This is a genomic window from Stappia sp., assembly GCF_048268045.1.
In the GTDB taxonomy this organism is placed as follows: domain Bacteria; phylum Pseudomonadota; class Alphaproteobacteria; order Rhizobiales; family Stappiaceae; genus Stappia.
In genome coordinates, this window is the sequence record NZ_JBLWWG010000004.1 from 202818 (window position 1) to 223150 (window position 20333).

The following is a 20333-nucleotide window of genomic DNA, read 5'->3' on the forward strand; positions in this document are numbered from 1 at the left end:
ACGCGGCGCCAGCGCGCCGCGTCATCGCCTTGCACGGCCGACGATGGCTCTGTATCATGAACAAAAAGGGAACGACACCTTCCCCCTCCGCTCGACGCTGTCGGGGAGGGGTGGGAAAAGTCATGCGCGCAATGCGGCTTGGAGAAAAGGACGAAGGCGTGAGCGAGACGAATGGAACGGCGGGAGATCGCCAGGAGCAGCAGGTTCCAGCCGGTCTGATCCGGGGCGAGGACGGTCGTCTGCGCTGCTGGTGGCACGGCAACAAGCCGGACTATCTGAGCTATCACGATGAGGAGTGGGGCCGGCCGGTGACGGATGACTGCCGGTTGTTCGAAAAGATCTGCCTCGAGGGCTTCCAGTCCGGTCTCTCGTGGCTGACGATCCTGCGCAAACGCGAGAATTTCCGCGCCGCCTTCGCCGGTTTCGACCTGGCGCAGGTCGCGCAATTCGGCGATGCCGACATCGAGCGGCTGCTTGCCGATGCCGGCATCGTGCGCCATCGCGGCAAGATCGTCTCGACAATCAACAACGCGCAGCGGGCACTGGAGCTGGTGGCGGAGAAGGGCTCGCTTGCCGCCTATTTCTGGTCGTTCGAGCCCGCGCCGGAAGACCGTCCCGAGCGCTGTGACCATGCCACCTTGTCGGTTCTCGGGCAGACGGAGACCTCCAGGGCGATTTCGAAGGATCTCAAGAAGCGCGGCTGGAGCTTTGTCGGTCCGACAACGGTCTATGCCTTCATGCAGGCGATGGGCATGGTTAACGATCATCTCGAGGGGTGTTGCGTGCGCGAGGCCGTCGAGGAGGCGCGAAACGCGCTCTCCCGTCCATCGGTTTCCGCTGGTTGAAATCGCCGGACTCCGGCAGATGATCTTGGTCATCCGTAGAAGATGCAGGGAAGGAGTTGCGTAAGGCTGGCGGAGTCGTCTACCGTCATCGTGTTTTCGGAAGTCGGTCCGTCAGGTCTGTTGTCGCCAGCTTCCAGGTTCCGGAGAGAAACCGGGGTCCGGCGGCGCGACGGTCAGGCAGTGCGACAGACGGGCAGCGATGAGGACGCTGCCTGTGATGTCGCTGACTGGGACGACGCTGACCGGGACAACACTGATCGCGATGACACCGGCAGGGAGGACACCGGCCGGAAGCGGAAGAGCGCGAGGGGCCGGAAAGTCGGCGGTCTCGCGGCATGCAACGCGGAGAGCGCCCTGAAAGAAGGCGCGACACGCGCTCTGGGAGGAGAACATGAAGCTTATTCGTCTTGCGGTCGGCCTTGCCGCCGGCCTCGCCTTTTCCGTTTCCGCCGCCATGGCCGAGACGACCACGCTGCGCATCACGCTGCAGCTTCCACTGAAGAGCCATCTCGGTGAGAACGTCAGCGTTTTCAAGGAGAAGGTGGAGGAAATCTCGAAGGGCGAGATCGCCGTTGAGATCTATGATTCCGCCCAGCTCTACAAGGACAACGAGGTGCCCGAGGCCGTCGGCTCCGGTGCCATCGAGATGGGTGTCGCCTCGCTGACGCGCTATGTCGGCGACGTTCCTGCCGTCGATCTCTTCTACCTGCCCTTCCTGCTCAACAGCGAGGAACTGGTGCGCAAGGCCGTGGCACCCGACAGCCCCGTGCGCGGGCCGCTCGACGAGGCGATCCTCGAGACCGGAGGCCGTGTGCTCTGGTGGCAGGCCTATGGCGGCTCGGTGTTGCTGTCGAACGGCGAGCCGATCCGCACGCCCGCCGATCTCAAGGGCAAGAAGGTCCGTGTCTTCGGCAAGACGCTCGGCGAGTGGATCAAGGCGGCGGGCGGCGCGCCGACGCTGATCTCCGGCTCGGAGCAGTATATCGCCTATCAGCGCGGCACGGTCGACGTCGGCATGACCGGTGTTTCCGGCGTCAAGAGCCGGCGCCTGTGGGAGGTGATGGACACGATCACGGTCACCAACAACGCCGACATCGAGTTCATTGTCGTGGTCAACGACGACTTCTGGCAGGGGCTTCCCGAGCAGCACCGGGCCTGGATCACCGAGGCGGCGCGCTATGCCGAGAAGGACGTGCGCGACCGCATGTCCTCCATCGAGCAGGAAGCCTACAAGGCGGCCGAAGCAAACGGCATGAAGGTCTACGCGCTTTCCGACGCGGAGGTCGAGACCTGGCTTGCCGACGCCCAGCCGGTTTACGACCAGTACAAGGCCGATGCCGGCGCGCTCGGCGAGAAGGTGCTTGCCGCCGCCCGGGCCTTCCGGAACTGATCCCCTCCGCATCCCGCGCCGGCGGCGGTCTGCCGCCGGCGTATCCCCTCTCGATGATGGATCCGCCATGCTGCGTGCGATCGACCGGGTGTCCCTCTTTGTCGGGACGCTGGCCGGATGGGCCTATTTCGCCATTGCCCTGATGCTGGGCTACGAGGTGGTGATGCGCTACGTCTTCATCGCTCCGACGATCTGGGCGGAGGAACTGTCGCGGCTGTTTCTCGTCTGGGCGACCTTCGGCGGCGCGGCGCTGCTGGTGCATCGCCGTCAGCATATCTCAATCACGCTGGTGACCGACCTTTTGCCGCCTGAGGCGCGGCGCTGGCAGGAGGTCTTCGCGCTGCTCTTCATTGCCGCCCTTGCGCTGGTCGTCGTCAAGGACGGCGGCGGCATCGCACTGAACTCCTTCGAACGAGGGCGCACGACCGGCTCGATGCTCGATCTCCCCGCCTGGTGGGGACAGGCATCGCTGCCGGCCTGCTTCCTGCTGCTTGCCGTGCAGGCGCTCCTCGAGGCCGCGCGCGTTGCTCTTGCTCCGCCGCGCCAGGACGGGGAGGGCGGCCTGCCTTCTCCCCGGCATCCGGGGCACTGACGGCCATGGTGACGCTGCTTATCCTCGTCGCGCTCTTCTCCCTGCTGCTCGCCGGCATCCCGGTCGCCTTCGCGCTTGCCGGGCTCGGGCTGGGGTTGCTGACCCTGGGCGGCTTCTCGCCGCTGATGGTGCCGCAGGGCCTGTTGTCCTCGGCAGACAATTTCGTGCTGATCTCGGTGCCGCTCTTCCTGCTGATGTCGAACGTGTTGCTGAAGGGCGGCGTCGGACGCGATCTCTTCGCCGCCGTCCAGGCCTGGGTCGGCCACTGGCCGGGCGGTCTGGCGATCGCCACGATCCTGTCGTGCGGCATCTTCGCGGCAATCTCCGGGTCCTCGGTCGCCACCGCGGCGACCATCGGCACGGTGGCGATCCCGGAAATGACGGCGCGGGGCTATCCCCGCCGTTTCGTCCTCGGGCTGCTTGCCGCCGGCGGCACGCTCGGCATCCTCATCCCGCCGTCGATCCCGATGATCGTCTATGGCGTGATCACCGAGGAATCGATCATCGCGCTGTTTCTCGCCGGCATCGGGCCGGGCCTGCTTCTCATGGGCCTCTTCATCCTGTGGTCGGTGGTCTATGCCAGCTTCGCCTCCGACTATCAGCCGAGCCCGCGGGCAAGCTGGCGCGAGCGCTGGCAAACGGCGCTGCGCGCCCTGCCGACGGCGCTGCTTGCGGCCTTCGTCATCTCCGGCATCTATCTTGGTGCCTTCACTCCGACCGAGGCGGCGGCGATCGGTTTCCTCGGGGCGCTGTTCGTTGTCGGGGTGGTGCTGCGGACCCTCGACTGGCCAAAGCTGCGCGACGCGGTGCTGGAGGCGATGACGACGACGGTCGCCATCCTACTCATCGTTGCCGGCGCCAAGGTCTTCGGCAAGGCGATCACCCTCTACCGCATCCCCCAGGACATCTCGCTGTTCCTGTCCGAGCACATATCCACCGCCGGCCTGTTCGTTCTGGTGGTCGCGCTGGTGCTGCTCGTCATGGGGCTCTTCCTGGAGGCCCTGTCGATGATGCTGATCATGGTGCCGGTGCTCTCCGGCGCGCTGCTCGGACTGGGGATTGACCCCGTGTGGTTCGGCGTTTTCTTCGTCATCATGGTGGAATGCGCGCTGATCACGCCGCCCGTCGGGCTCAATCTCTATGTGATCCAGGCGGTCGGGAAAGCGACCATGGGGGAGGTCTCGACCGGTGTCTGGCCCTTCCTTGCGATCATGCTGGCGAGCGTCGTCATCCTCTTCTTCTGGACCGATCTTGTCCTCTATATTCCCTTCAGGATGTGAACCCCGCGCGGGCGCGAATGTCGCCCGCGCGAACCCCGCCACGACGCAGCCCGCACGAGTGCCACCCATGACCACGCCCGCCGCGCGCCTTCGCGCCCATCTCCAGACGACGCCCTTCACGCCGATGCCCTGCTGCTTCGACGGCCTCTCCGCCCGGCTGATCGGAGAGGCCGGTTTCCCCGTCACTTTCATGTCCGGTTTCGCGGTCTCCGCGACCCGCATCGGCCAGCCGGACACCGGCCTGATCTCCTACGCGGAGATGGTCGACACCGCCCGTAATGTCGCTGCCGCGACCTCGGCGCTCGTCATCGGCGATGGCGATACGGGCTATGGCAATGCCCTCAACGTCAAGCGCACGGTGAAGGGCTATGCCCAGGCGGGGCTGGCCTGCGTGATGATCGAGGATCAGGTCGCGCCCAAGCGTTGCGGCCACACCAAGGGCAAGCTCGTCGTCGACCGCGCGGAGGCGGTAAACCGGGTCAAGGCGGCGGTCGACGCGCGCGAGGAAGGGCAGGATATCCTCATCCTGGCGCGCACCGACGCGCGCCACGGTCACGGGCTCGACGAGGCGCTGGAACGGGCGCGGCTGTTCCGGGAAGCGGGTGCCGACATTCTCTTCGTCGAGGCGCCGCAAAGCGTGGAGGAGATGGAGACGATCTGCCGGGAGGTGCCGGCCTGGCACATGGCAAACCTTGTCGAGGGCGGCGCGACGCCGCTTCTCTCCCATGCCGAACTGGCGCGCATCGGCTTCCGGCTCGCCGCCTATCCCCTGACGCTGCTTTCGGCGGTGACGCGGGCGATGCAGCAGGCGCTGGCGGTGATGAAGGACGGGCGCCATCCCGACGACCTGCTTCTCGACTTCGCCGACCTGCGCAAGGCGGTCGGCTTCGACGCCTATTACGAGGAAGAGGCGCGCTACACCGACCGCCGCGACTGACGCGGCATTTCCGCTTCAGGGCCTGCATTTCCTGCAATATCGCGCGTAATTTTCGAAAACATGTGTTGCGCGCAAGCCGGATTGTATCAGGAGCGCCATCGCCGCGACCGGATTGTGATCCAGCCGACCTCCCCTCGCGTAATGCGCCAGAGAGAGGCACGGCTGCGGACGTCACCACCCGATCCCGCCGCCTACCCCACGCCTCTCTCGTGCGGGAGGTTCAACACGGTAGCAGCCCGCAGCGGAGGTCGCTCTTCCCCCGAGAGCGACCTCCTTTTTCTTGCCAATGCCCTTTCGTCAGCCGAGATCCGGTGCCTGGCCGAGCCAGTCCGTCGCCGCCTCATAGGCCGACGCGATCTTCAGCAGGCCGATATCGTCGCGCGGCCGGCCGATGAGCTGAAGGCCGGCGGGAAGACCGCCGCCACCAAAGCCGGCGGGCAACGAGATTGCCGGCAGGCCGAGCAGGCTCGCGGGGACAACGCATTCCATCCAGCGGTGATAAGTGTCCATCGTCCGGCCGGCGATCTCCTTCGGCCAGGCAAGGGTCACGTCGAAGGGAAAGACCTGTGCGACGGGGGCCGCCAGGAAGTCGTGGCGCTCGAACAGGCGCATCGCCGCCCGGTACCAGGCGCTGCGGGTCTGGCTCGCCTCCTCGATGCGCGCGAGCGACAGTGCCCGGCCACGCTCCACCTCCCAGACCGCCTCCGGCTTCAGCGCATCGCGGGTGGCGGGCGCATCGAGGATCGGACCGAGCTTGCCGGCCACGCGCCAGCTCCTGAGGTCGGTCCAGGCCTGCCAGATGCGCTCGGCATCGAAGCCGAGCGATGCGTGCTCTACCTCGGCGCCGAGGCCGGAGAAAACGTCGAGCGCCCGCCGGTCGAGATCGAGCACCCCGTCTTCCATGGCGAGGTGGCCGCCGAAGTCGCCGAGCCAGCCGATCCTGACCCCCTTGAGGCTTGCCGCCGCCGGCTGGTCGACCAGCGCGGCAAACTCGGTGCCGTCGCCAGGCAGTGACTGGGGCGCTGAGGGATCATGACCGGCCTGCAGCGACAGCAGCAGGGCGAGATCGCCGACCGAGCGCGCCATCGGCCCGTCCGTCGCCATGCTGTCCATGAAGAGTTCCGGGGCGGGGCCGGAGGGCACGCGCCCGTAGCTCGGCCGCAGACCAAGGACATTGCAGAACCCTGCCGGATTGCGCAGCGAGCCCATCATGTCCGAGCCGTCGGCAAGCGGCAGCAGCCGGGCGGCGAGCGCGGCCGCCGCGCCGCCGCTCGACCCGCCGGCCGAGCGTGTCCGGTCGTAGGGGTTGAGCGTCGCGCCGTGCAGCGGGTTGTAGGTATGCGAGCCGAGACCGAACTCCGGCGTGTTGGTCTTGCCGATCAGGATCGCACCGGCGGAGCGCAACCGCGCCACATGGGTCGCATCCTCCGCCGGGATCTGCCTGGCAAAGACCGGCGAGCCCATGGTTGTGGGAATGCCGGCGGTCATGGCCAGATCCTTCACCGCATGGGGAAAGCCGTGCAGCACGCCGCGCGAGCGTCCCTGCGCCAGTTCGGCGTCGGCCTGGTCCGCCTCCTTCAAAAGCGCGTCCTCGTCGCGAAGCGAGATGACGGCGTTGATCTCGGGATTGATCCGCGCAATGCGCGTCAGTGTCGCCTGCATCAATTCGCGCGCGGAAACCTCCCGCCGGTGGATCGCGCGCGACAGGGCGCGGGCGCTGAACTCGTGAAGATCAGTCGGAAGGGCTGAGGTCGTCATGGCTGCTGGTTTTCTCTCGGCATGGTTCTGGAAGGCGGGACGTTCTGGAAAGGCGGGGGCTGGATGAAGGGGCGCGCCGCCGGCATGGCGTCGGCCGCGGACAGGAAGGACGCCGACTTTCCCACGCACATCGCGGCTTGCCAAGCCCGGCGCGGGCGCGCAAGGCCGACCCGTAGCGGGGGATCATGGCGTGGCGCCGGGTGGGCAAGGCCGCGTCCCGCCTGTAAGCTCGCCTCTTCCCAGACAAGGCGGCCAGACCCAACCGGAAGAGAAGATCAGTGAGCGAGACAGACGAAAGCGAAAGCCCGAAGGGCGAACTCACCCTGCGCACCATGGCCATGCCCGCCGACACCAACGCGTCCGGCGACATCTTTGGCGGCTGGGTGCTGTCGCAGATGGATCTGGCGGGCGGCATAGCCTGCGGAGAACGCGCCGGCGGGCGGGTCGTGACGATCTCCGTCGACCGGATGACCTTCATCCGCCCGGTCCACGTCGGCGACGTGCTTTGCGTCTATTGCCGCATCGTCGGGGTCGGGCGCACCTCGCTCAAGGCGGAGATCGAGGCCTGGGTTCGCCGGCAGCGCCGGGGCGACCGGGTCAAGGTCACCGACGCGGTCTTCACCTTCGTCGCCGTCGATGACGACGGTCGCCCGGTGCCTGTTCCCCCCGAGGAGCCGGCCGACGCCTGACGGATCAGCCGTGGGCGCGCGGACCGCGCGCCCGTCGGCGCAGGCGGGTCCGCACAAGGGCGGCAAGCTCGGGATGGCGGGCTGCGAGGTCGGTGTAGAGAGCCTCGTCGATCACGCTGCGGCAGCCTGTCTGCCAGAGCGCAAGAAGCGCCTCGATGCGCCGCCGGCGTTCGACCTGCGAAAGGCCGGGGCCGGGGTTCGCGTTCGCCCGCACGCCGAGTGCGGCGCCGGCGGCGAGCACCCGCAGTTCCGCGAAGCTCGGCGTCGGAGCTGGCGCAAGGGAGCTGGCGGGATCTGTCTTGAGCGCGCATGGCCGCGGACGTTGCGGGCGGGGAGCGTCGTGCTCCGGTGCAAGCGGTGTCGACATTAAAAAATCCTCCATCGGTTTCCCGAGGAGGACTGGCGCAGTTTCGGTTCGACCGTTTGGTTGTCGCTTTCGCGACCCCATCCCCAAGTTCAGGTTCCCGCGAGGGACCCCGGTCAGGGAGACCACCTTGCCCGGTCGGGCAGGTTGGCGAGGGCGCCAGCCCTTCTCTTGATGATGGAGCTTCTATGCCACGGCGGGCGAGGCGGTGCAAGTGCGGGGTACGTCCGCCCGCGCCGCCAGCCGGGGCAGGGTGTCACGCGCCGGTCGGCGGCTTCGTGTCGTCCGTCGTCGGGGCATGGTCCTCGTCAGGGGCTGTGTCGGCCTCCGTTTCGGGCTCGCTTTCCTGCGGCGGCATGTCGTCGAGGCCGGCCTCGAACTCCGTTTCCTGAGGCTCGTCGGTCTCGGCGTCGGGCTGGCTTTCCTCGATCTCGCCCTCCTCCGTGCGCGGGTCGAGCGCGAGGGCTTCCGGCGTGGTCAGGCGACCGCCGGCGGCCATGGCGACGAAGTCTTCCTTGTCGTCCGTCGACAGCGCCTTGCGCTGGGTGATGCGCCATGCGGCGAAACCGATGATCAGCGCATGGGCGGCGGAGGTCACGATGAAAAGCCCGGCGGCCGTGGTCATTTCCATCATCACGGCGGCGAACAGCGGGCCGACGACCGAGCCGACACCGTAGAGCAGCAGCAGGCCGCCGCTGGTCTTCAGGAACTCGCCGTTCGGCGCGTGGTCGTTGGCATGGGCGACAATCACCGGATACATCGAATAGACCATGCCGCCGAAACCGCCGATCAGCGCAATGATGGCGACGGGTGGGAAGCTGGCGGCGAAGCTCAGCATGGCACCGATGGCGCTGCCGGCGCAGGCGAGCCCGATGAGCACGACGCGCCGGTCCATGCGGTCCGACAGCATGCCGACGGGGATCTGGATCAGCGAGCCGGCAAGCAGCGCCACCGACATCATCGTGGCGATGTCGGAGATGGCCAGGCCGATGTTGCGGCCGTAGACCGCGCCGAGCGTGCCAAAGGCGCTGTTGGAAATGCCGATCAGCACGACGCCGACGACGGCGATCGGCGAATGGTGCCAGAGTGCGCGCACATCGAGACGCACGCGCGCCAGGGGAACCGGCTGCACGGCGGTGGAAAGCGCCGTCGGCAGCAGTGCCAGCGAATAGATGATCGAGCCAATGACGAAAAACAGGTAGCCCCGCGGGTCGCCCACGGTCAGCAGCATCTGCCCGGCGGTCGTCGCCCCGAGATTGATCATCGTGTAGAAGCCGAAGATCCGCCCGCGCGTGTCCGGCGTCGCCCGCTCGTTGAGCCAGCTCTCCACCACCATCGCCCCGCCGGCAAAGCAGAAGCCGGAGATCGCCCGGAGCGGAACCCAGGCAAGCGGGTGCATGAAAACCAGGTTGAGCAGCACCACGATGCCGGCGAGCGAACACAGGACGCCGAAGGTGCGGATGTGCCCGACTCGCGATACGGTCACCGGAGTGAGCACGCAGCCGGCGATATAGCCGATGGCCCAGCCTGTACCGAGCAGACCGAGGGAGGTGTCGCTGAAACCCTCGATCGAGCCGCGCAGCGGCAGCAGCAGGCCGTGCAGTCCTCCCGCCATCAGGAGCAGGGCGGAACCGGCAAGAAGCGCCGCGATCGGGATGATGTGAGCCATGGTGGGATGCGGTGCCTTGCGTGGGTTCGGTCCGGCGTGGTTCGCGACGAAGCACCACGCCGGACCGACCCTAGCAAATTCTCCGGCCACCGCCACACCGCTGCCCGATATGCCGATAAATGATCGGCGGATAGATCAAACAGTTACGGAAAAATTTTTCGAATATTATATGCCGGCGTGAAATTCCTAGGTACAAATTACAGTGAATTATGGTGCTGCGGCCTCGAAGGCAGGGTATGCTGCGGTGGTTTGATCGTAACGGGGACCAGGGAAAGATACAGCAAGGACCTGATGCTCGATATCTCTACGTTACAGTTCGCGAGCCTGTCCGCCCGACTGGCTTTTGTCTTGCTTTTCCTGATTGCCTGCTTTCGCGGACCGGCGACGGCCGCGTTCCGTCACTGGACAGCCGGGATGGTGGCAAGCTGCGCCGGTATCTCTATCATCTACGGCGGGTGGGGGCTTTATGAGAGCGAACCGCTGTTGGCCGCGATGGCCTTCATGTTCCTGGGATTCAGCATCGCCTTCGCCGCGGCCGGTGGAGCGCGCTTCTTCGGGCGCAGCTATGCGATCCGCAGGCTGCTTTTGACGGGGCTGGCGCCCGGAGCCGCCTACCTTGGCGCCTGGCTTGCCAGCGGATCCTTCCACATCGCCATCCTGCCGGCGCTGCTGCTTCTGAGCTTCTTCAGCCTGAGGGCGATGGGTGCCTATGTGGCGCGGCGCGGCGAACCCTGGCTCCCCTCCCGCATCATCGTCGTCTCATCGCTTGCCACCTATGCCGGCGTGTTCGGCATGGTGGCTGTTGTCGTGCTGGTCGAGATCCTGCTCACCGGAGCTGCCCAGGCGCATTCGGACAATGAGTTCGCCACGATCTTCGTCATCGATCAGGCGATCGGCACGATCTTCTATGTCGGACTTTTGACCATGTCGCTGGAACGCGCCCAGGCGGCGCTGCGCGAGATGGCGACGACGGATCCGCTGACCGGGCTCGCGAACCGGCGCAGCGTGCAGGAACGCACCGGCCCGGTGTTCGTGGCAGGCCGCAGAAACCGCCGTCCGATGGTGGTGCTTCTGGCGGATCTCGACAACTTCAAGAGCATCAACGACCGCTACGGGCACGAGGCCGGCGACGCGGTTCTGGCCGAGTTCGCCACACGCTTCCAGGAATTGGTCCGTGGGCAGCAGGACGTGGTGGGGCGTTGGGGAGGCGAGGAGTTCATCGCCATACTCCACGATACGGACGCGGGGGAGGCGCGTCAGCTTGGCGAGCGCCTGTGCCGGGAAGTCGCCGGCACGCCCTTCGGCATCGAACGGGACGAGGGGCGCGCCCTTGTCGATCTGACCGTCAGCATCGGTGTCGCCGAATTCGAGGCGGAGGACGGTGAGCTCTCGAAAGTGATCGCCAAGGCCGACAAGGCGCTCTACGCAGCCAAATACGGCGGCCGCAACCGGGTCGACGTCTATTGCGCGGAGGTGTCGGATCGCACGCGGCCGGCTCCCGCTGCTCCCGGTGTGGCTCCCCGGGCCGGGTCGCTTCCGCCGCAATCGACGCCAGCCTGAGCGCGCGGTTTCGCTCACCCGCGACCGGCCGTGTCAGTAGTGAGGCGGGCGGGCCACCGGGGTGGGGTTTGCCGAAAGATCCTCGATTTCCTCGACATGCTCGCTCAGCCGGCGCAACTGCAGCGTCAACGCGTCGATCAGGTCTGCCTGGCGGGTAACAACCTCGTTGAGGTCCTCCAGGCTCTTTTCCTGGTGGGCGATCTGCTCCTCGAGCCGATCGATCCGGCCCCGTGTATCGCTGTCGTTCATCATGCGCTCCTTTGATGGTGCCGCACAAACGGAATGGGCGGCACGAGGCCGCCCATTCACTTGATATCGGTCGGAAGGACTTCTTAGAAGTCCATGCCGCCCATGCCGCCCATGCCGCCGCCCGGCATTGCCGGAGCGCCGCCGTCCTTCTTCGGGATCTCGGCGACCATGGCTTCGGTCGTGATCAGCAGGCCGGCGATCGAAGCCGCGTCCTGGAGAGCCGTGCGCACGACCTTGGTCGGATCGATGATGCCGCACTCGACCATGTTGACGAACTTCTCCGTCTGGGCGTTGAAGCCGAAGGTCTCGTCGTTGTTCTCGAGGATCTTGCCGACCACGATCGAACCCTCGACGCCCGCGTTCTGGGCGATCTGGCGGATCGGAGCCTCAAGCGCGCGCAGCACGATCTTGATGCCGGCCATGATGTCCGGATTGTCGGAGGTCAGGGCCTCGACGGCCTTCTTGGCGCGCAGGAGAGCGACGCCGCCGCCCGGGACGATGCCTTCTTCGACGGCCGCGCGGGTCGCGTTGAGAGCGTCGTCGACGCGGTCCTTCTTTTCCTTGACCTCAACCTCGGTGGCACCGCCGACGCGGATCACGGCAACGCCGCCAGCGAGCTTGGCAAGACGCTCCTGGAGCTTCTCGCGGTCGTAGTCGGAGGTGGTCTCCTCGATCTGCGCCTTGATCTGCGCGACGCGGCCTTCGATGTCGGCCTTGTCACCGGCACCGTCGACGATCGTGGTGGTCTCCTTGGTGATGGCGACCTTCTCGGCGGTGCCGAGCATGTCGAGCGTGACGCTCTCGAGCTTGATGCCGAGGTCCTCGGAGATCACCGTGCCACCCGTCAGGATGGCGATGTCCTCGAGCATGGCCTTGCGGCGATCGCCGAAGCCCGGAGCCTTGACGGCAGCGATCTTCAGGCCGCCACGCAGCTTGTTGACCACGAGCGTGGCAAGCGCCTCGCCTTCGACGTCCTCGGAGATGATCAGCAGCGGACGGCTGGACTGAACGACGGCCTCGAGGATCGGCAGCAGGGCCTGGAGGTTGGAGAGCTTCTTCTCGTGAAGCAGGATGTACGGCTTCTCGAGATCGGCGACCATCTTCTCGGCGTTGGTCACGAAGTACGGCGACAGGTAGCCGCGGTCGAACTGCATGCCCTCGACGACCTCAAGCTCGGTCTCGAGCGACTTGGCCTCCTCGACGGTGATCACGCCCTCGTTGCCGACGCGCTGCATCGCTTCCGCGATGTCGGCGCCGATCTGGGTGTCGCCGTTGGCGGAGATCGTGCCGACCTGAGCCACTTCGGCCGAGGTGGAGATCTTCTTGGAGCGGGCCTCGAGGTCCTTCACGGCAGCCGCCGCGGCAAGGTCGACGCCACGCTTCAGGTCCATCGGGTTCATGCCGGCGGCAACCGACTTGGCGCCCTCGCGGACGATCGACTGGGCCAGAACGGTCGCGGTGGTCGTGCCGTCGCCAGCGATGTCGTTGGTCTTCGACGCGACTTCGCGCAGCATCTGCGCGCCCATGTTCTCGAACTTGTCCTCAAGCTCGATTTCCTTGGCGACCGACACACCGTCCTTGGTGATACGCGGAGCGCCGAAGGCCTTGTCGATGACGACGTTGCGGCCCTTGGGGCCGAGCGTCACCTTGACGGCATTGGCGAGAATGTCGACGCCGCGCAGCATGCGGTCGCGGGCATCAGTGGAAAACTTGACTTCTTTGGCAGCCATTTTCAGGTCTCCTTGACAGAAAATCGCCCCGTGGGGCGCGACTTGCGGCGGACGACGAGGTTCGGCGTCCCGTTTTCAGGGCCGGGGCGGAACCGGCTTTCGCCATCCGCCTGTCTTCGGCCCCCGCAAGCGCCCCGGCATGGGGCAGATCAGGGAAGGTGCGTCGGTATCAGCCGACAACGCCCATGATGTCGCTTTCCTTCATGATCAGCAGGTCTTCACCGTCGATCTTGACCTCGGTGCCGGACCACTTGCCGAACAGGACGCGATCGCCAGCCTTCACGTCGAGAGCGACGAGGTCGCCGTTTTCCTTGCGCGCGCCGGGGCCGACGGCGACGACTTCGCCTTCCTGCGGCTTCTCCTTGGCGGTGTCCGGAATGATGATGCCACCGGCGGTCTTGGCCTCGGAATCGACGCGGCGGACAACGACGCGATCATGCAAAGGGCGGAATTTCATGTTGTGCTCTTTCCTTTCCCGGCCAGCGTGGTACTTCCTCCGTCGCGTTCCGCGCCATGCATGGGTCAGGAGAGCGCCTGTCCCCCGCCGGCATTGCGGATCCGACGACGGAAGCCGCGGACCACGTTGGCACTCTGTTGATGAGAGTGCTAACAGCGAGCTTGATGTAGGATGGGCCCCGGCGGCTGTCAATGACTCAGCGTCGAGTTTTTCCCAAGCCCTCGAAAGCCTTCGAAATGCACGGTCCGTGCAAGGAATTCGAAACCTGACGGGGATACCGTCGGCGCCATGAAAAGACCCCCTTCCGACGCCCCCCGCCAGAGCGGAATCCGCGCGCGCCTTGCCGGCTTCGTCCGCGACAGGCGCGGCAACATCGTCATTCCCTTCGCCATCGCAGCGGGGCTGATGATCATGATTGTCGGAGCGGGCGTAGACTTTTCGCGCGGCTACACCGTCAAGATCGGCCTGCAGCAGGCGGTGGACGCGACGGCGCTGGCGGCGAACTACGACAGCAACGGCCTGTCCGACGCCAAGATCCGCGAACGGGCGGAAGCCTATTTCAACTCCATCTACAAGGATCCCGACGGGATTGCCCCCGAGCTTCTCGTCTCCGTCGAGAAGGGAACGGTCAGCGTCACTGCCAAGACGAGCGTGCCGACCAAGTTCGGCGGCCTGCTCGGGCTGTCGGCGCTCGATGTCGAGGTCAACTCGCAGACCGTGGTCGGCAAGGCGGTCTTTGACGTGGCGATGGTGCTCGACAATTCCGGCTCCATGCGCGGCAGCAAGATGTCGACGCTGAAGAGCGCGGCGACGGATCTGACCAAGACCCTGTTCGCCATCAACGAGGAGAGCGACCGCAAGGACCGGGTCAAGATCGGGCTCGTGCCCTTCACCTCCTTCGTCAACATCGGTCCCGCGAACCAAGACGCGACCTGGATGGACAGGGAAGGCAAGTCGCCGATCCACTGGAAGAACTTCGAAACCCGGCCGAACGGCACGCCGGATCCGGCCGAGTTCGATCGTGACGCGCTGATCAACGGACAGCCAAGCCGCTTCAGTCTCTACAAGCAGCTCAAGTACACCAGTTGGCGCGGCTGCGTGGAGTCCCGGCCGATGCCCTATGACGTGGATGACACGGCGCCGACCGCGTCCAACCCGGCGACGCTCTATGTCCCGCAATTCGCGCCCGACGAGCCGGACGACTCCAATGCCGGCTGGTACGACTATTTCTCCAACAGCTATCTGTACGATGACGACGGCTCTTGCGACAGCCGAGTGCGCGACGTCTACTGGCGCGAGGGCATGGAGCGCTGGGAATACGCGCAGAAGCGGTTGTGCAAGTATCGCAGGCAAACGCGGAACTACGGCACGAGCTGGACCCGCGGCCCCAATTACAATTGCCGCACCCAGGAACTGACGGACCTGACCAACAACAAGTCCTCGGTGCTCAACGCCATCAACAGCATGAACGCCGACGGCAACACCAACATCCATCAGGGTGCTGTGTGGGGCTGGCGCCTGCTGACGCCGCAGGCGCCCTTCACCTCGGCCCGGGATCCGGAGAAGGAAGAGGAGGATACGGAATATGTCCGCATCCTCATCATCATGACCGATGGCGACAACACCTATGGCCAGCAGAATTCACCCAACAACACCCAGCCGGAAGCCTATGGCTACGGCACGGAGGAGCGTCTCGGGCCTGGTGTGAACACGTCCTGGTCGATCCCAAACAAGATGGACGAGCGCGTCGCGCTGACCTGCTCGAACGCCAAGAAGGACGGAGTGCAGATCTATACGATCGCCTTCCAGATCCGCGACCAGAACACGGTCACGCTGCTGCGCAATTGCGCAACCACCTCGGCCATGGCCTTCGATGCCCAGTCGAACGGCGATCTCGTCGATGCGTTCAAGCGCATCGCCAACGAAATCACCCGCCTGCGCCTGAGCCGATAGAGGGCAGTCCGCCGCCGCGTCAGTTCGCCTGTGCGGCGGCCTTCACGGTGAAGGGCAGGACGAAGCTGCCGGTCTTGTCGCTGGCCGTGTCGCGCAGCCGGGTCACCAGGCGGTAGTCGCCCGGACGCAATCCCTCGAACGCAAAACGCAGCGTGGTGTGGAACTCGCGGATCTTCACGCGGGCCCGGGCCCCGAGTTCGGCGAAGCCGGACTGGCTGGCAAGCACCTGACCCGAGGGGTTGAGGATCTCGTAGTCGGCGGCAAGCGCCACGCGGAAACCGTCGTCGGTCGCCGCATGGCCGAAGCCCACCGGTTCCGCGTAGACGACGAGAGGCTCGCCGGCGGCAAAGACCGCGTCGGCGCGCGGCGTATACTGGCCGTAGCCCGTGACATCGCCGGAAACGAAGGTGGCGGCGGTGAAGCCGAGCGGCGCTTCGGCCCAGGCCGCATCGAGCCGCTCATAGGCGGAGGCGAGGGCGGGCGGCACCGTGGCCGTGTCCTGGGCGGCCGCGCAGGTTGCGCCCACCGTCAGCAGCGCCACGCCTGCAAGAAGATGCCGCATGGCTCCGCCTGGGGTCCTGCCGCCGCAAATCCCTGTTCTCGTCATCCTAAGCCCCCGCCCTGATCTGGTCCGCGACGTGCGGTGAAACCGCGTTTTCGCAGCGCCCGTATAGACCGGGCGGGGATGTGCGACAAGGTTATCCGGCGAAACCGGTAAAGCCAGCCATCGCCGTTTCATCTCCCCGCCCGCTCCAGGACTGGCGCTTGCGGTAAATGGTCGATGGGCTGATCTCAAGCGCCGCCGCCGCCTTGGCGATGTTGCCGTCGAAGGCGTCGAGGGCGCTCTCGATGATGCGCTTCTCCTGGGCCCAGAGCGGCTCGATCTCGATCAAACGGCGCGGCTGCACGCCGCGTGGCGTCTCGAGGCGGACCGACAGGCCCTCGCCCGACAGGAAGGCGGGCAGCATCTGCGACAACAGCCGCGTGCCGTCGTTCATCACCACGGCCTGGCGAATGGCGTTCTCGAGCTGGCGGACGTTGCCCGGCCAGTCGTGGGTGAGCAGCCGCTCACCGGCGCAGGGCGCAATCTCGGTGAAGCCGCGCTGTTCCTCGGTGGCGTAGCGGGCGAGGAAGCTCTCGGCCAGCGGCAGGATGTCCTCGCGCCGGTCGCGCAGGGCCGGCATGCGGATCGGCAGCACATGCAGCCGGTAGAACAGGTCCTCGCGGAAGCGTCCGGCGGCGATTTCGCTCTGCGGGTCGCGGTTTGTGGCGCAGACGATGCGCACGTCGACCGAGCGCAGGCGGGTCTCGCCGCGCCGCTGGATCAGTCCGGTCTGGACAAAGCGCAGCAGCTTCGACTGAAGCGAGACATCGAGTTCGCCGACCTCGTCGAGAAACAGCGTGCCGCCGTCGGCAAGCTCAGCCGCGCCGGCACGATCCTCGCGCGCCCCGGCAAAGGCATCGCGGGCATGGCCGAAGATCTCGCTTTCCATCGTCTCGGCCGGAACCGCAGCGCAATTGAGGGCGATGAAGGGGGCGTTGTTGCGTTGCGAGCGCATGTGGATGGCGCTGGCGCAAAGATCCTTGCCGGAACCGGATTCTCCGGTGACGAACACGGGCGCGGTGGAAGGCGCGATGCGGCGGATCTGGTCGTAGACCTCGCGCATGCGGGCCGACCCGCCGACGAAACGCTCGAAGGTGAAGGTCGCCGCGGGCGGCGTCGCTTGCTGGGCTGAGCGCCCGCTGTCTCCGGCCTCCGCCTGGGCGGTGTCGCGTGGTCTCGGCGTGCGCATGCGGCGACTGCCGGGATCGCGCTGGCCGCGGGTGTTCTGGATCAGGAAGCGGTCGATCTTCTCTGCGACCGCCCTGGGGTTCGCCGGGAAGGCGATGACGTCATGGGCGCCGGCCTCCATCGCCGAGAGGCTGCGGGTCAGGGATTCCCGCGCGCTGACCGCCATCAGCATCGCCTGCGGCTGGGCGGCGGCGAGACGCGACAGGAAACCGTCCTGTCCCAACGTCTCCAGGTCGACGATCATCACGTCCGGTCGCACCTGGGTGTTGGCCGCGTAAAAGGGCTCGAAACTGTGGTAGGTCACAGGCGTGGCACAGGCATGGTCCATGGCATCGGCGATCGAGCCGGCGAGCTTGCGCGTCGCCCCGTCGCCATCCAGCACGGCCAGTCTGATCTGTCCCTCATCGCCAGGCATGGATTCCATGCTGTGGCGTCCCCCTTGCTGCTGTGCCGCCAGAAGCGGCATCGATTTGATTTGCCGGGGAGAATCTTCCTCCGACATGGTAAACAAAGTGTTGCCATTGTGGTTAACGAATGGTGACCGACGCCGTTTGCCGGCGTATTTGCACCGCAAATCGGCAAAGCCGCGACGGAAACCGGGGGTTGGGGAGCATCGCGGCGGCAAAAAAGCCGCGCCGAAGGGCCGGCGCGGCGCGTGTCGTCGCCTGCCGGGAGGCGGCGAAGTTAACGAATGGCGTTCCGGCGTTAACCTGTGCGGAGCCGCGCGGCCCTGGCCTGGCGGACCTCAGACGGACCTCAGGCGGCCTCGACGTCGTAGCCGGCCGCCTCGATCGCCTCGACAAGGCGTTGGCGCGGCGCGCTGCCCGATACGCGGGTCACGCCGCTCGCCAGGTCGATCTCGACCGTCGCGCCAGGATCGGCGGCGGTCACCGCCTTCGTCACGGACTTGACGCAGCCCTCGCAGGCCATGCCTTCGACCTTCAGCTCGATCATCTCGCAATCTCCGTCTTCGCCGCCCCATGCGGGCGGGCTTCCGACCGGTTATATGGTGCTTCCAGCTGCTGGAAGGTCAAGGGGAGGCCGACAGGCGATCCGCCGAGCAGGTCTTTGTTGTGCCCGAAAGGCCGCCACGGTCCGGCGGGGGCTGGAGATTGGCAAGAATCATCGTATTCATGCCCTATAAAGGGTATCGTTGATTCGGCTTCGGCTAGTCCTCGAGTATGGCCGGATGGGTATGGCAAGGGCGACAAACGTCTTCATAGTCCTCTGCATGGGGGTGATCTCCGCCTCGGCGGTGGCGATCATGATGTTCCAGTTCGCCCGGCCGTTCGGCGAAGCGCTTTCGCTCGGGCTCGCGTCCATGTGCACCATGGTCGTTCTGCATCTCGTCTTCTCCCGTCAACGCGAACGCGGCGAGGTCACCCGCAAGGTGGCCGCGCTCGAGGAACGCGTGCTCGAGGTCGACGAGGACATCGGCAATCTCGAGGGACGTCTGTCCGGCATGGAGACCAACCTGCCGCGCCGCACCCGCGAGGAGATCGACCCGCTCTTCGCCGAGGTCGAGGTGCTCGGCAGCCTGATCAAGCAGATGGCAGAGGCCATGGCCGGCATGGAGGAGCGCATCGACGAGCAGGACAGCCGCCAGCTCGAGCCGCCTCCGCCGCCCGAGCGCTATGCCCGCTACGAGGACACCCCGCGCGCGCTCGGCTACAACAGCCCGCCGCCTCCGCAGCAGCAGCGGCAGCCCGCGCCGGCCCGCCACCAGCCCGAACCTCAGGATTTCGGCGGCTACGGCCAGGCTCCCTATCAGTCCGACTTCGCTCCCCCGCAGCCGCAGCACCAGCCCGAGCCGGCCTATGAGGAGGCCGCCTACCGGCAGCCGCCGCGCGAGCCCTCCCGCGCCGCCCCGCCGGTGCAGCCGGATCCCGCCATGCGCCGACCGGCCGCCGAAGACCGCATGCCGGTCGCACATGCGCCGGGCCCGCGTCCGGGCGCCGGAGCACCGCGCGCGCGTCCCTCCGATCCGCAGATGCGCCGGGTGATCGAGGAGGCGCTCGACGCCAACCGCGTCGACCTCTATCTCCAGCCGCTCGTTACCTTGCCGCAGCGCCAGGTGCGCGAGTACGAGGCGCTGACCCGCATTCGCGATGCCGATGACAACCTGCTGGAGCCGGTCGACTTCATCGACGAGGCCGTGCGGTCACGGTTGATGCCGGCGATCGACAACCTGATGCTGCTGCGCTCGATCCAGGTGCTGCGCCGCCTGTCGAGCCGCAACCGCAAGTCCGGCCTCTTCGTCAACCTGTCGATCCAGACGCTGGCGGACGAGCGCTTCTTCCCCGGCTTCCTCGACTTCCTCCGGGCCAACGAGGCGTTTTCGGGGATGCTCACCTTCGAGTTCACCCAGGCCGATGTCGCCGAGATGGGCGCTCTGGAACACGAGAGCCTCGCGGCGCTGTTCGAACTTGGCTACCGCTTCTCCATCGACCGGGTCGAGGACCTGCGGATGGACTTCAAGGGCCTGTCAGACCGTGGCTTCCGCTTCCTGAAGCTGCATGCCGGCCGGTTGCTCGGCACCGAGCGGATGCAGGCAAGCCATATCCATCCCGCCGATCTCGGCGACCTCTTGCGCCGTTACGCGATGGAACTCGTTGTCGACCATATCGAGACGGAGTCGCAGGTTCTCGATATTCTCGACCTCGATGTGCGCATCGGCCAGGGCTATCTCTTCTCCGCGCCGCGCCCGGTACGCCCGGAAGTGCTCCAGCCCGCCGGCCGCTCCGCAGCCGCCGTGTCGCGCGGTTCGGCCTCCCGTCGCGCTGCGGAATAACCTTCCTTCTACACAACGCCCCGCACCCCGGAGGCGCGATGGCATGGTTGCGATGCGCAGCGCTTGCGGGCTTCGTTGGCGCTGCGAAGATGCAGCGCGCGCGCCGCTCCCGCTCTCCGCGCCCGAAGCTGTGTTTGTTGGCAGGGGCGAGAGACGGGGAGAGGAAGAGACGGGGAGAGGGGCGTGGCCGCGTTCGGTCCTTTCGGCGATAGCGGGTGTGCATAAAAAAGGGGAGGCGCCCGGGCCTCCCCTTGTCGTTGCGTTGTCGTCGCTTGGT

At 66.5% G+C, this 20333-nt stretch carries 18 protein-coding genes and 1 riboswitch; of the genes, 9 read left to right on the forward strand and 9 right to left on the reverse strand.

Annotated elements, in window-relative coordinates; genetic code table 11:
* Positions 1-158 precede the first annotated feature (158 nt).
* The 5 genes from ACN0WF_RS08315 to ACN0WF_RS08335 all read left to right on the forward strand — a co-directional run bounded on the left by ACN0WF_RS08315 (position 159) and on the right by ACN0WF_RS08335 (position 5044).
* Positions 159-845 (forward strand): DNA-3-methyladenine glycosylase I, encoded by a 687-nt coding sequence (locus tag ACN0WF_RS08315; RefSeq protein WP_417772338.1) that lies wholly within the window; start codon positions 159-161, stop codon positions 843-845.
* A 391-nt stretch (positions 846-1236) separates the two neighbouring features.
* A complete protein-coding gene (gene dctP, locus ACN0WF_RS08320; RefSeq protein ID WP_417772339.1) occupies positions 1237-2235 on the forward strand; it encodes a TRAP transporter substrate-binding protein DctP in 999 nt (332 codons plus the stop codon).
* Between the two features lie 67 nt (positions 2236-2302).
* A complete protein-coding gene (locus ACN0WF_RS08325) occupies positions 2303-2827 on the forward strand; it encodes a TRAP transporter small permease (RefSeq protein ID WP_417772340.1) in 525 nt (174 codons plus the stop codon).
* A 5-nt stretch (positions 2828-2832) separates the two neighbouring features.
* The gene (locus ACN0WF_RS08330; protein WP_417772341.1) at positions 2833-4107 is read left to right on the forward strand and encodes a TRAP transporter large permease; all 1275 of its coding nucleotides are present in this window, start codon (positions 2833-2835) and stop codon (positions 4105-4107) included.
* A gap of 67 nt (positions 4108-4174) precedes the next feature.
* Complete coding sequence (locus ACN0WF_RS08335) at positions 4175-5044, forward strand: isocitrate lyase/PEP mutase family protein (protein ID WP_417772342.1); 870 nt, start codon at positions 4175-4177, stop codon at positions 5042-5044.
* Positions 5045-5341: 297 nt separating this feature from the next.
* Here ACN0WF_RS08335 and ACN0WF_RS08340 read toward each other — a convergent pair whose 3' ends face one another.
* Positions 5342-6802 (reverse strand): amidase, encoded by a 1461-nt coding sequence (locus ACN0WF_RS08340; protein ID WP_417772343.1) that lies wholly within the window; start codon positions 6800-6802, stop codon positions 5342-5344.
* 278 nt (positions 6803-7080) lie between these two features.
* Between ACN0WF_RS08340 and yciA the strand changes: the two genes are divergently transcribed.
* Entirely contained in the window at positions 7081-7491 is a 411-nt protein-coding gene (gene yciA / locus ACN0WF_RS08345; RefSeq protein ID WP_417772344.1) for an acyl-CoA thioester hydrolase YciA, read from the forward strand.
* A gap of 4 nt (positions 7492-7495) precedes the next feature.
* Here the strand turns inward: yciA and ACN0WF_RS08350 are convergent, their stop codons facing one another.
* Both ACN0WF_RS08350 and ACN0WF_RS08355 read right to left on the reverse strand, forming a co-directional pair.
* Positions 7496-7858 carry a hypothetical protein gene (locus tag ACN0WF_RS08350; protein ID WP_417772345.1) on the reverse strand — a complete coding sequence of 121 codons (363 nt, stop codon included), beginning with the start codon at positions 7856-7858 and terminating at the stop codon, positions 7496-7498.
* A gap of 46 nt (positions 7859-7904) precedes the next feature.
* Positions 7905-8038, reverse strand: a riboswitch (SAM-I-IV-variant riboswitch).
* 73 nt (positions 8039-8111) lie between these two features.
* On the reverse strand, positions 8112-9524 hold the full coding sequence (locus ACN0WF_RS08355) for an MFS transporter (RefSeq protein WP_417772346.1): 1413 nt from the start codon (positions 9522-9524) through the stop codon (positions 8112-8114).
* A gap of 291 nt (positions 9525-9815) precedes the next feature.
* Between ACN0WF_RS08355 and ACN0WF_RS08360 the strand changes: the two genes are divergently transcribed.
* Positions 9816-11084, forward strand: a complete 1269-nt coding sequence (locus ACN0WF_RS08360; RefSeq protein WP_417772347.1) for a GGDEF domain-containing protein — start codon at positions 9816-9818, stop codon at positions 11082-11084.
* A gap of 33 nt (positions 11085-11117) precedes the next feature.
* On the opposite strand, the gene ACN0WF_RS08365 is transcribed toward ACN0WF_RS08360, so the two are convergent.
* From ACN0WF_RS08365 to groES, 3 genes are all read right to left on the reverse strand, one after another.
* Positions 11118-11333: a SlyX family protein gene (locus ACN0WF_RS08365; RefSeq protein WP_417772348.1), complete on the reverse strand. Its 216-nt coding sequence runs from the start codon at positions 11331-11333 to the stop codon at positions 11118-11120.
* 83 nt (positions 11334-11416) lie between these two features.
* Entirely contained in the window at positions 11417-13063 is a 1647-nt protein-coding gene (groL, locus tag ACN0WF_RS08370; protein WP_417772349.1) for a chaperonin GroEL, read from the reverse strand.
* Between the two features lie 169 nt (positions 13064-13232).
* Positions 13233-13520, reverse strand: a complete 288-nt coding sequence (gene groES / locus ACN0WF_RS08375; protein WP_417772350.1) for a co-chaperone GroES — start codon at positions 13518-13520, stop codon at positions 13233-13235.
* Between the two features lie 288 nt (positions 13521-13808).
* On the opposite strand from groES, the gene ACN0WF_RS08380 reads away from it, so the two are divergent.
* Positions 13809-15473, forward strand: a complete 1665-nt coding sequence (locus ACN0WF_RS08380; protein ID WP_417772351.1) for a pilus assembly protein TadG-related protein — start codon at positions 13809-13811, stop codon at positions 15471-15473.
* A 19-nt stretch (positions 15474-15492) separates the two neighbouring features.
* On the opposite strand, the gene ACN0WF_RS08385 is transcribed toward ACN0WF_RS08380, so the two are convergent.
* The 3 genes from ACN0WF_RS08385 to ACN0WF_RS08395 all read right to left on the reverse strand — a co-directional run bounded on the left by ACN0WF_RS08385 (position 15493) and on the right by ACN0WF_RS08395 (position 18219).
* Positions 15493-16035 (reverse strand): hypothetical protein, encoded by a 543-nt coding sequence (locus ACN0WF_RS08385; protein WP_417772352.1) that lies wholly within the window; start codon positions 16033-16035, stop codon positions 15493-15495.
* Positions 16036-16171: 136 nt separating this feature from the next.
* Positions 16172-17689, reverse strand: a complete 1518-nt coding sequence (locus ACN0WF_RS08390) for a sigma 54-interacting transcriptional regulator (RefSeq protein ID WP_417772353.1) — start codon at positions 17687-17689, stop codon at positions 16172-16174.
* A gap of 332 nt (positions 17690-18021) precedes the next feature.
* Positions 18022-18219 carry a heavy-metal-associated domain-containing protein gene (locus ACN0WF_RS08395; protein ID WP_417772354.1) on the reverse strand — a complete coding sequence of 66 codons (198 nt, stop codon included), beginning with the start codon at positions 18217-18219 and terminating at the stop codon, positions 18022-18024.
* 241 nt (positions 18220-18460) lie between these two features.
* Here ACN0WF_RS08395 and ACN0WF_RS08400 point away from each other — a divergent pair, with 241 nt between their 5' ends.
* The gene (locus ACN0WF_RS08400) at positions 18461-20056 is read left to right on the forward strand and encodes an EAL domain-containing protein (RefSeq protein ID WP_417772355.1); all 1596 of its coding nucleotides are present in this window, start codon (positions 18461-18463) and stop codon (positions 20054-20056) included.
* The last annotated feature ends 277 nt before the right edge of the window (positions 20057-20333 follow it).

Bases quoted from the DNA above. Each gene is read 5' to 3' on its own strand.
- ACN0WF_RS08365 (WP_417772348.1), bottom strand. From the start codon at position 11,333: ATGAACGACAGCGATACACGGGGCCGGATCGATCGGCTCGAGGAGCAG.
- ACN0WF_RS08325 (WP_417772340.1), top strand. From the start codon at position 2,303: ATGCTGCGTGCGATCGACCGGGTGTCCCTCTTTGTCGGGACGCTGGCC.
- groES (WP_417772350.1), bottom strand. From the start codon at position 13,520: ATGAAATTCCGCCCTTTGCATGATCGCGTCGTTGTCCGCCGCGTCGAT.
- ACN0WF_RS08360 (WP_417772347.1), top strand. From the start codon at position 9,816: ATGCTCGATATCTCTACGTTACAGTTCGCGAGCCTGTCCGCCCGACTG.
- ACN0WF_RS08350 (WP_417772345.1), bottom strand. From the start codon at position 7,858: ATGTCGACACCGCTTGCACCGGAGCACGACGCTCCCCGCCCGCAACGT.
- ACN0WF_RS08330 (WP_417772341.1), top strand. From the start codon at position 2,833: ATGGTGACGCTGCTTATCCTCGTCGCGCTCTTCTCCCTGCTGCTCGCC.
- ACN0WF_RS08400 (WP_417772355.1), top strand. From the start codon at position 18,461: ATGGCAAGGGCGACAAACGTCTTCATAGTCCTCTGCATGGGGGTGATC.
- ACN0WF_RS08385 (WP_417772352.1), bottom strand. From the start codon at position 16,035: ATGCGGCATCTTCTTGCAGGCGTGGCGCTGCTGACGGTGGGCGCAACC.
- ACN0WF_RS08355 (WP_417772346.1), bottom strand. From the start codon at position 9,524: ATGGCTCACATCATCCCGATCGCGGCGCTTCTTGCCGGTTCCGCCCTG.
- ACN0WF_RS08335 (WP_417772342.1), top strand. From the start codon at position 4,175: ATGACCACGCCCGCCGCGCGCCTTCGCGCCCATCTCCAGACGACGCCC.
- groL (WP_417772349.1), bottom strand. From the start codon at position 13,063: ATGGCTGCCAAAGAAGTCAAGTTTTCCACTGATGCCCGCGACCGCATG.
- dctP (WP_417772339.1), top strand. From the start codon at position 1,237: ATGAAGCTTATTCGTCTTGCGGTCGGCCTTGCCGCCGGCCTCGCCTTT.
- ACN0WF_RS08395 (WP_417772354.1), bottom strand. From the start codon at position 18,219: ATGATCGAGCTGAAGGTCGAAGGCATGGCCTGCGAGGGCTGCGTCAAG.
- ACN0WF_RS08380 (WP_417772351.1), top strand. From the start codon at position 13,809: ATGAAAAGACCCCCTTCCGACGCCCCCCGCCAGAGCGGAATCCGCGCG.
- ACN0WF_RS08390 (WP_417772353.1), bottom strand. From the start codon at position 17,689: ATGGAATCCATGCCTGGCGATGAGGGACAGATCAGACTGGCCGTGCTG.
- ACN0WF_RS08340 (WP_417772343.1), bottom strand. From the start codon at position 6,802: ATGACGACCTCAGCCCTTCCGACTGATCTTCACGAGTTCAGCGCCCGC.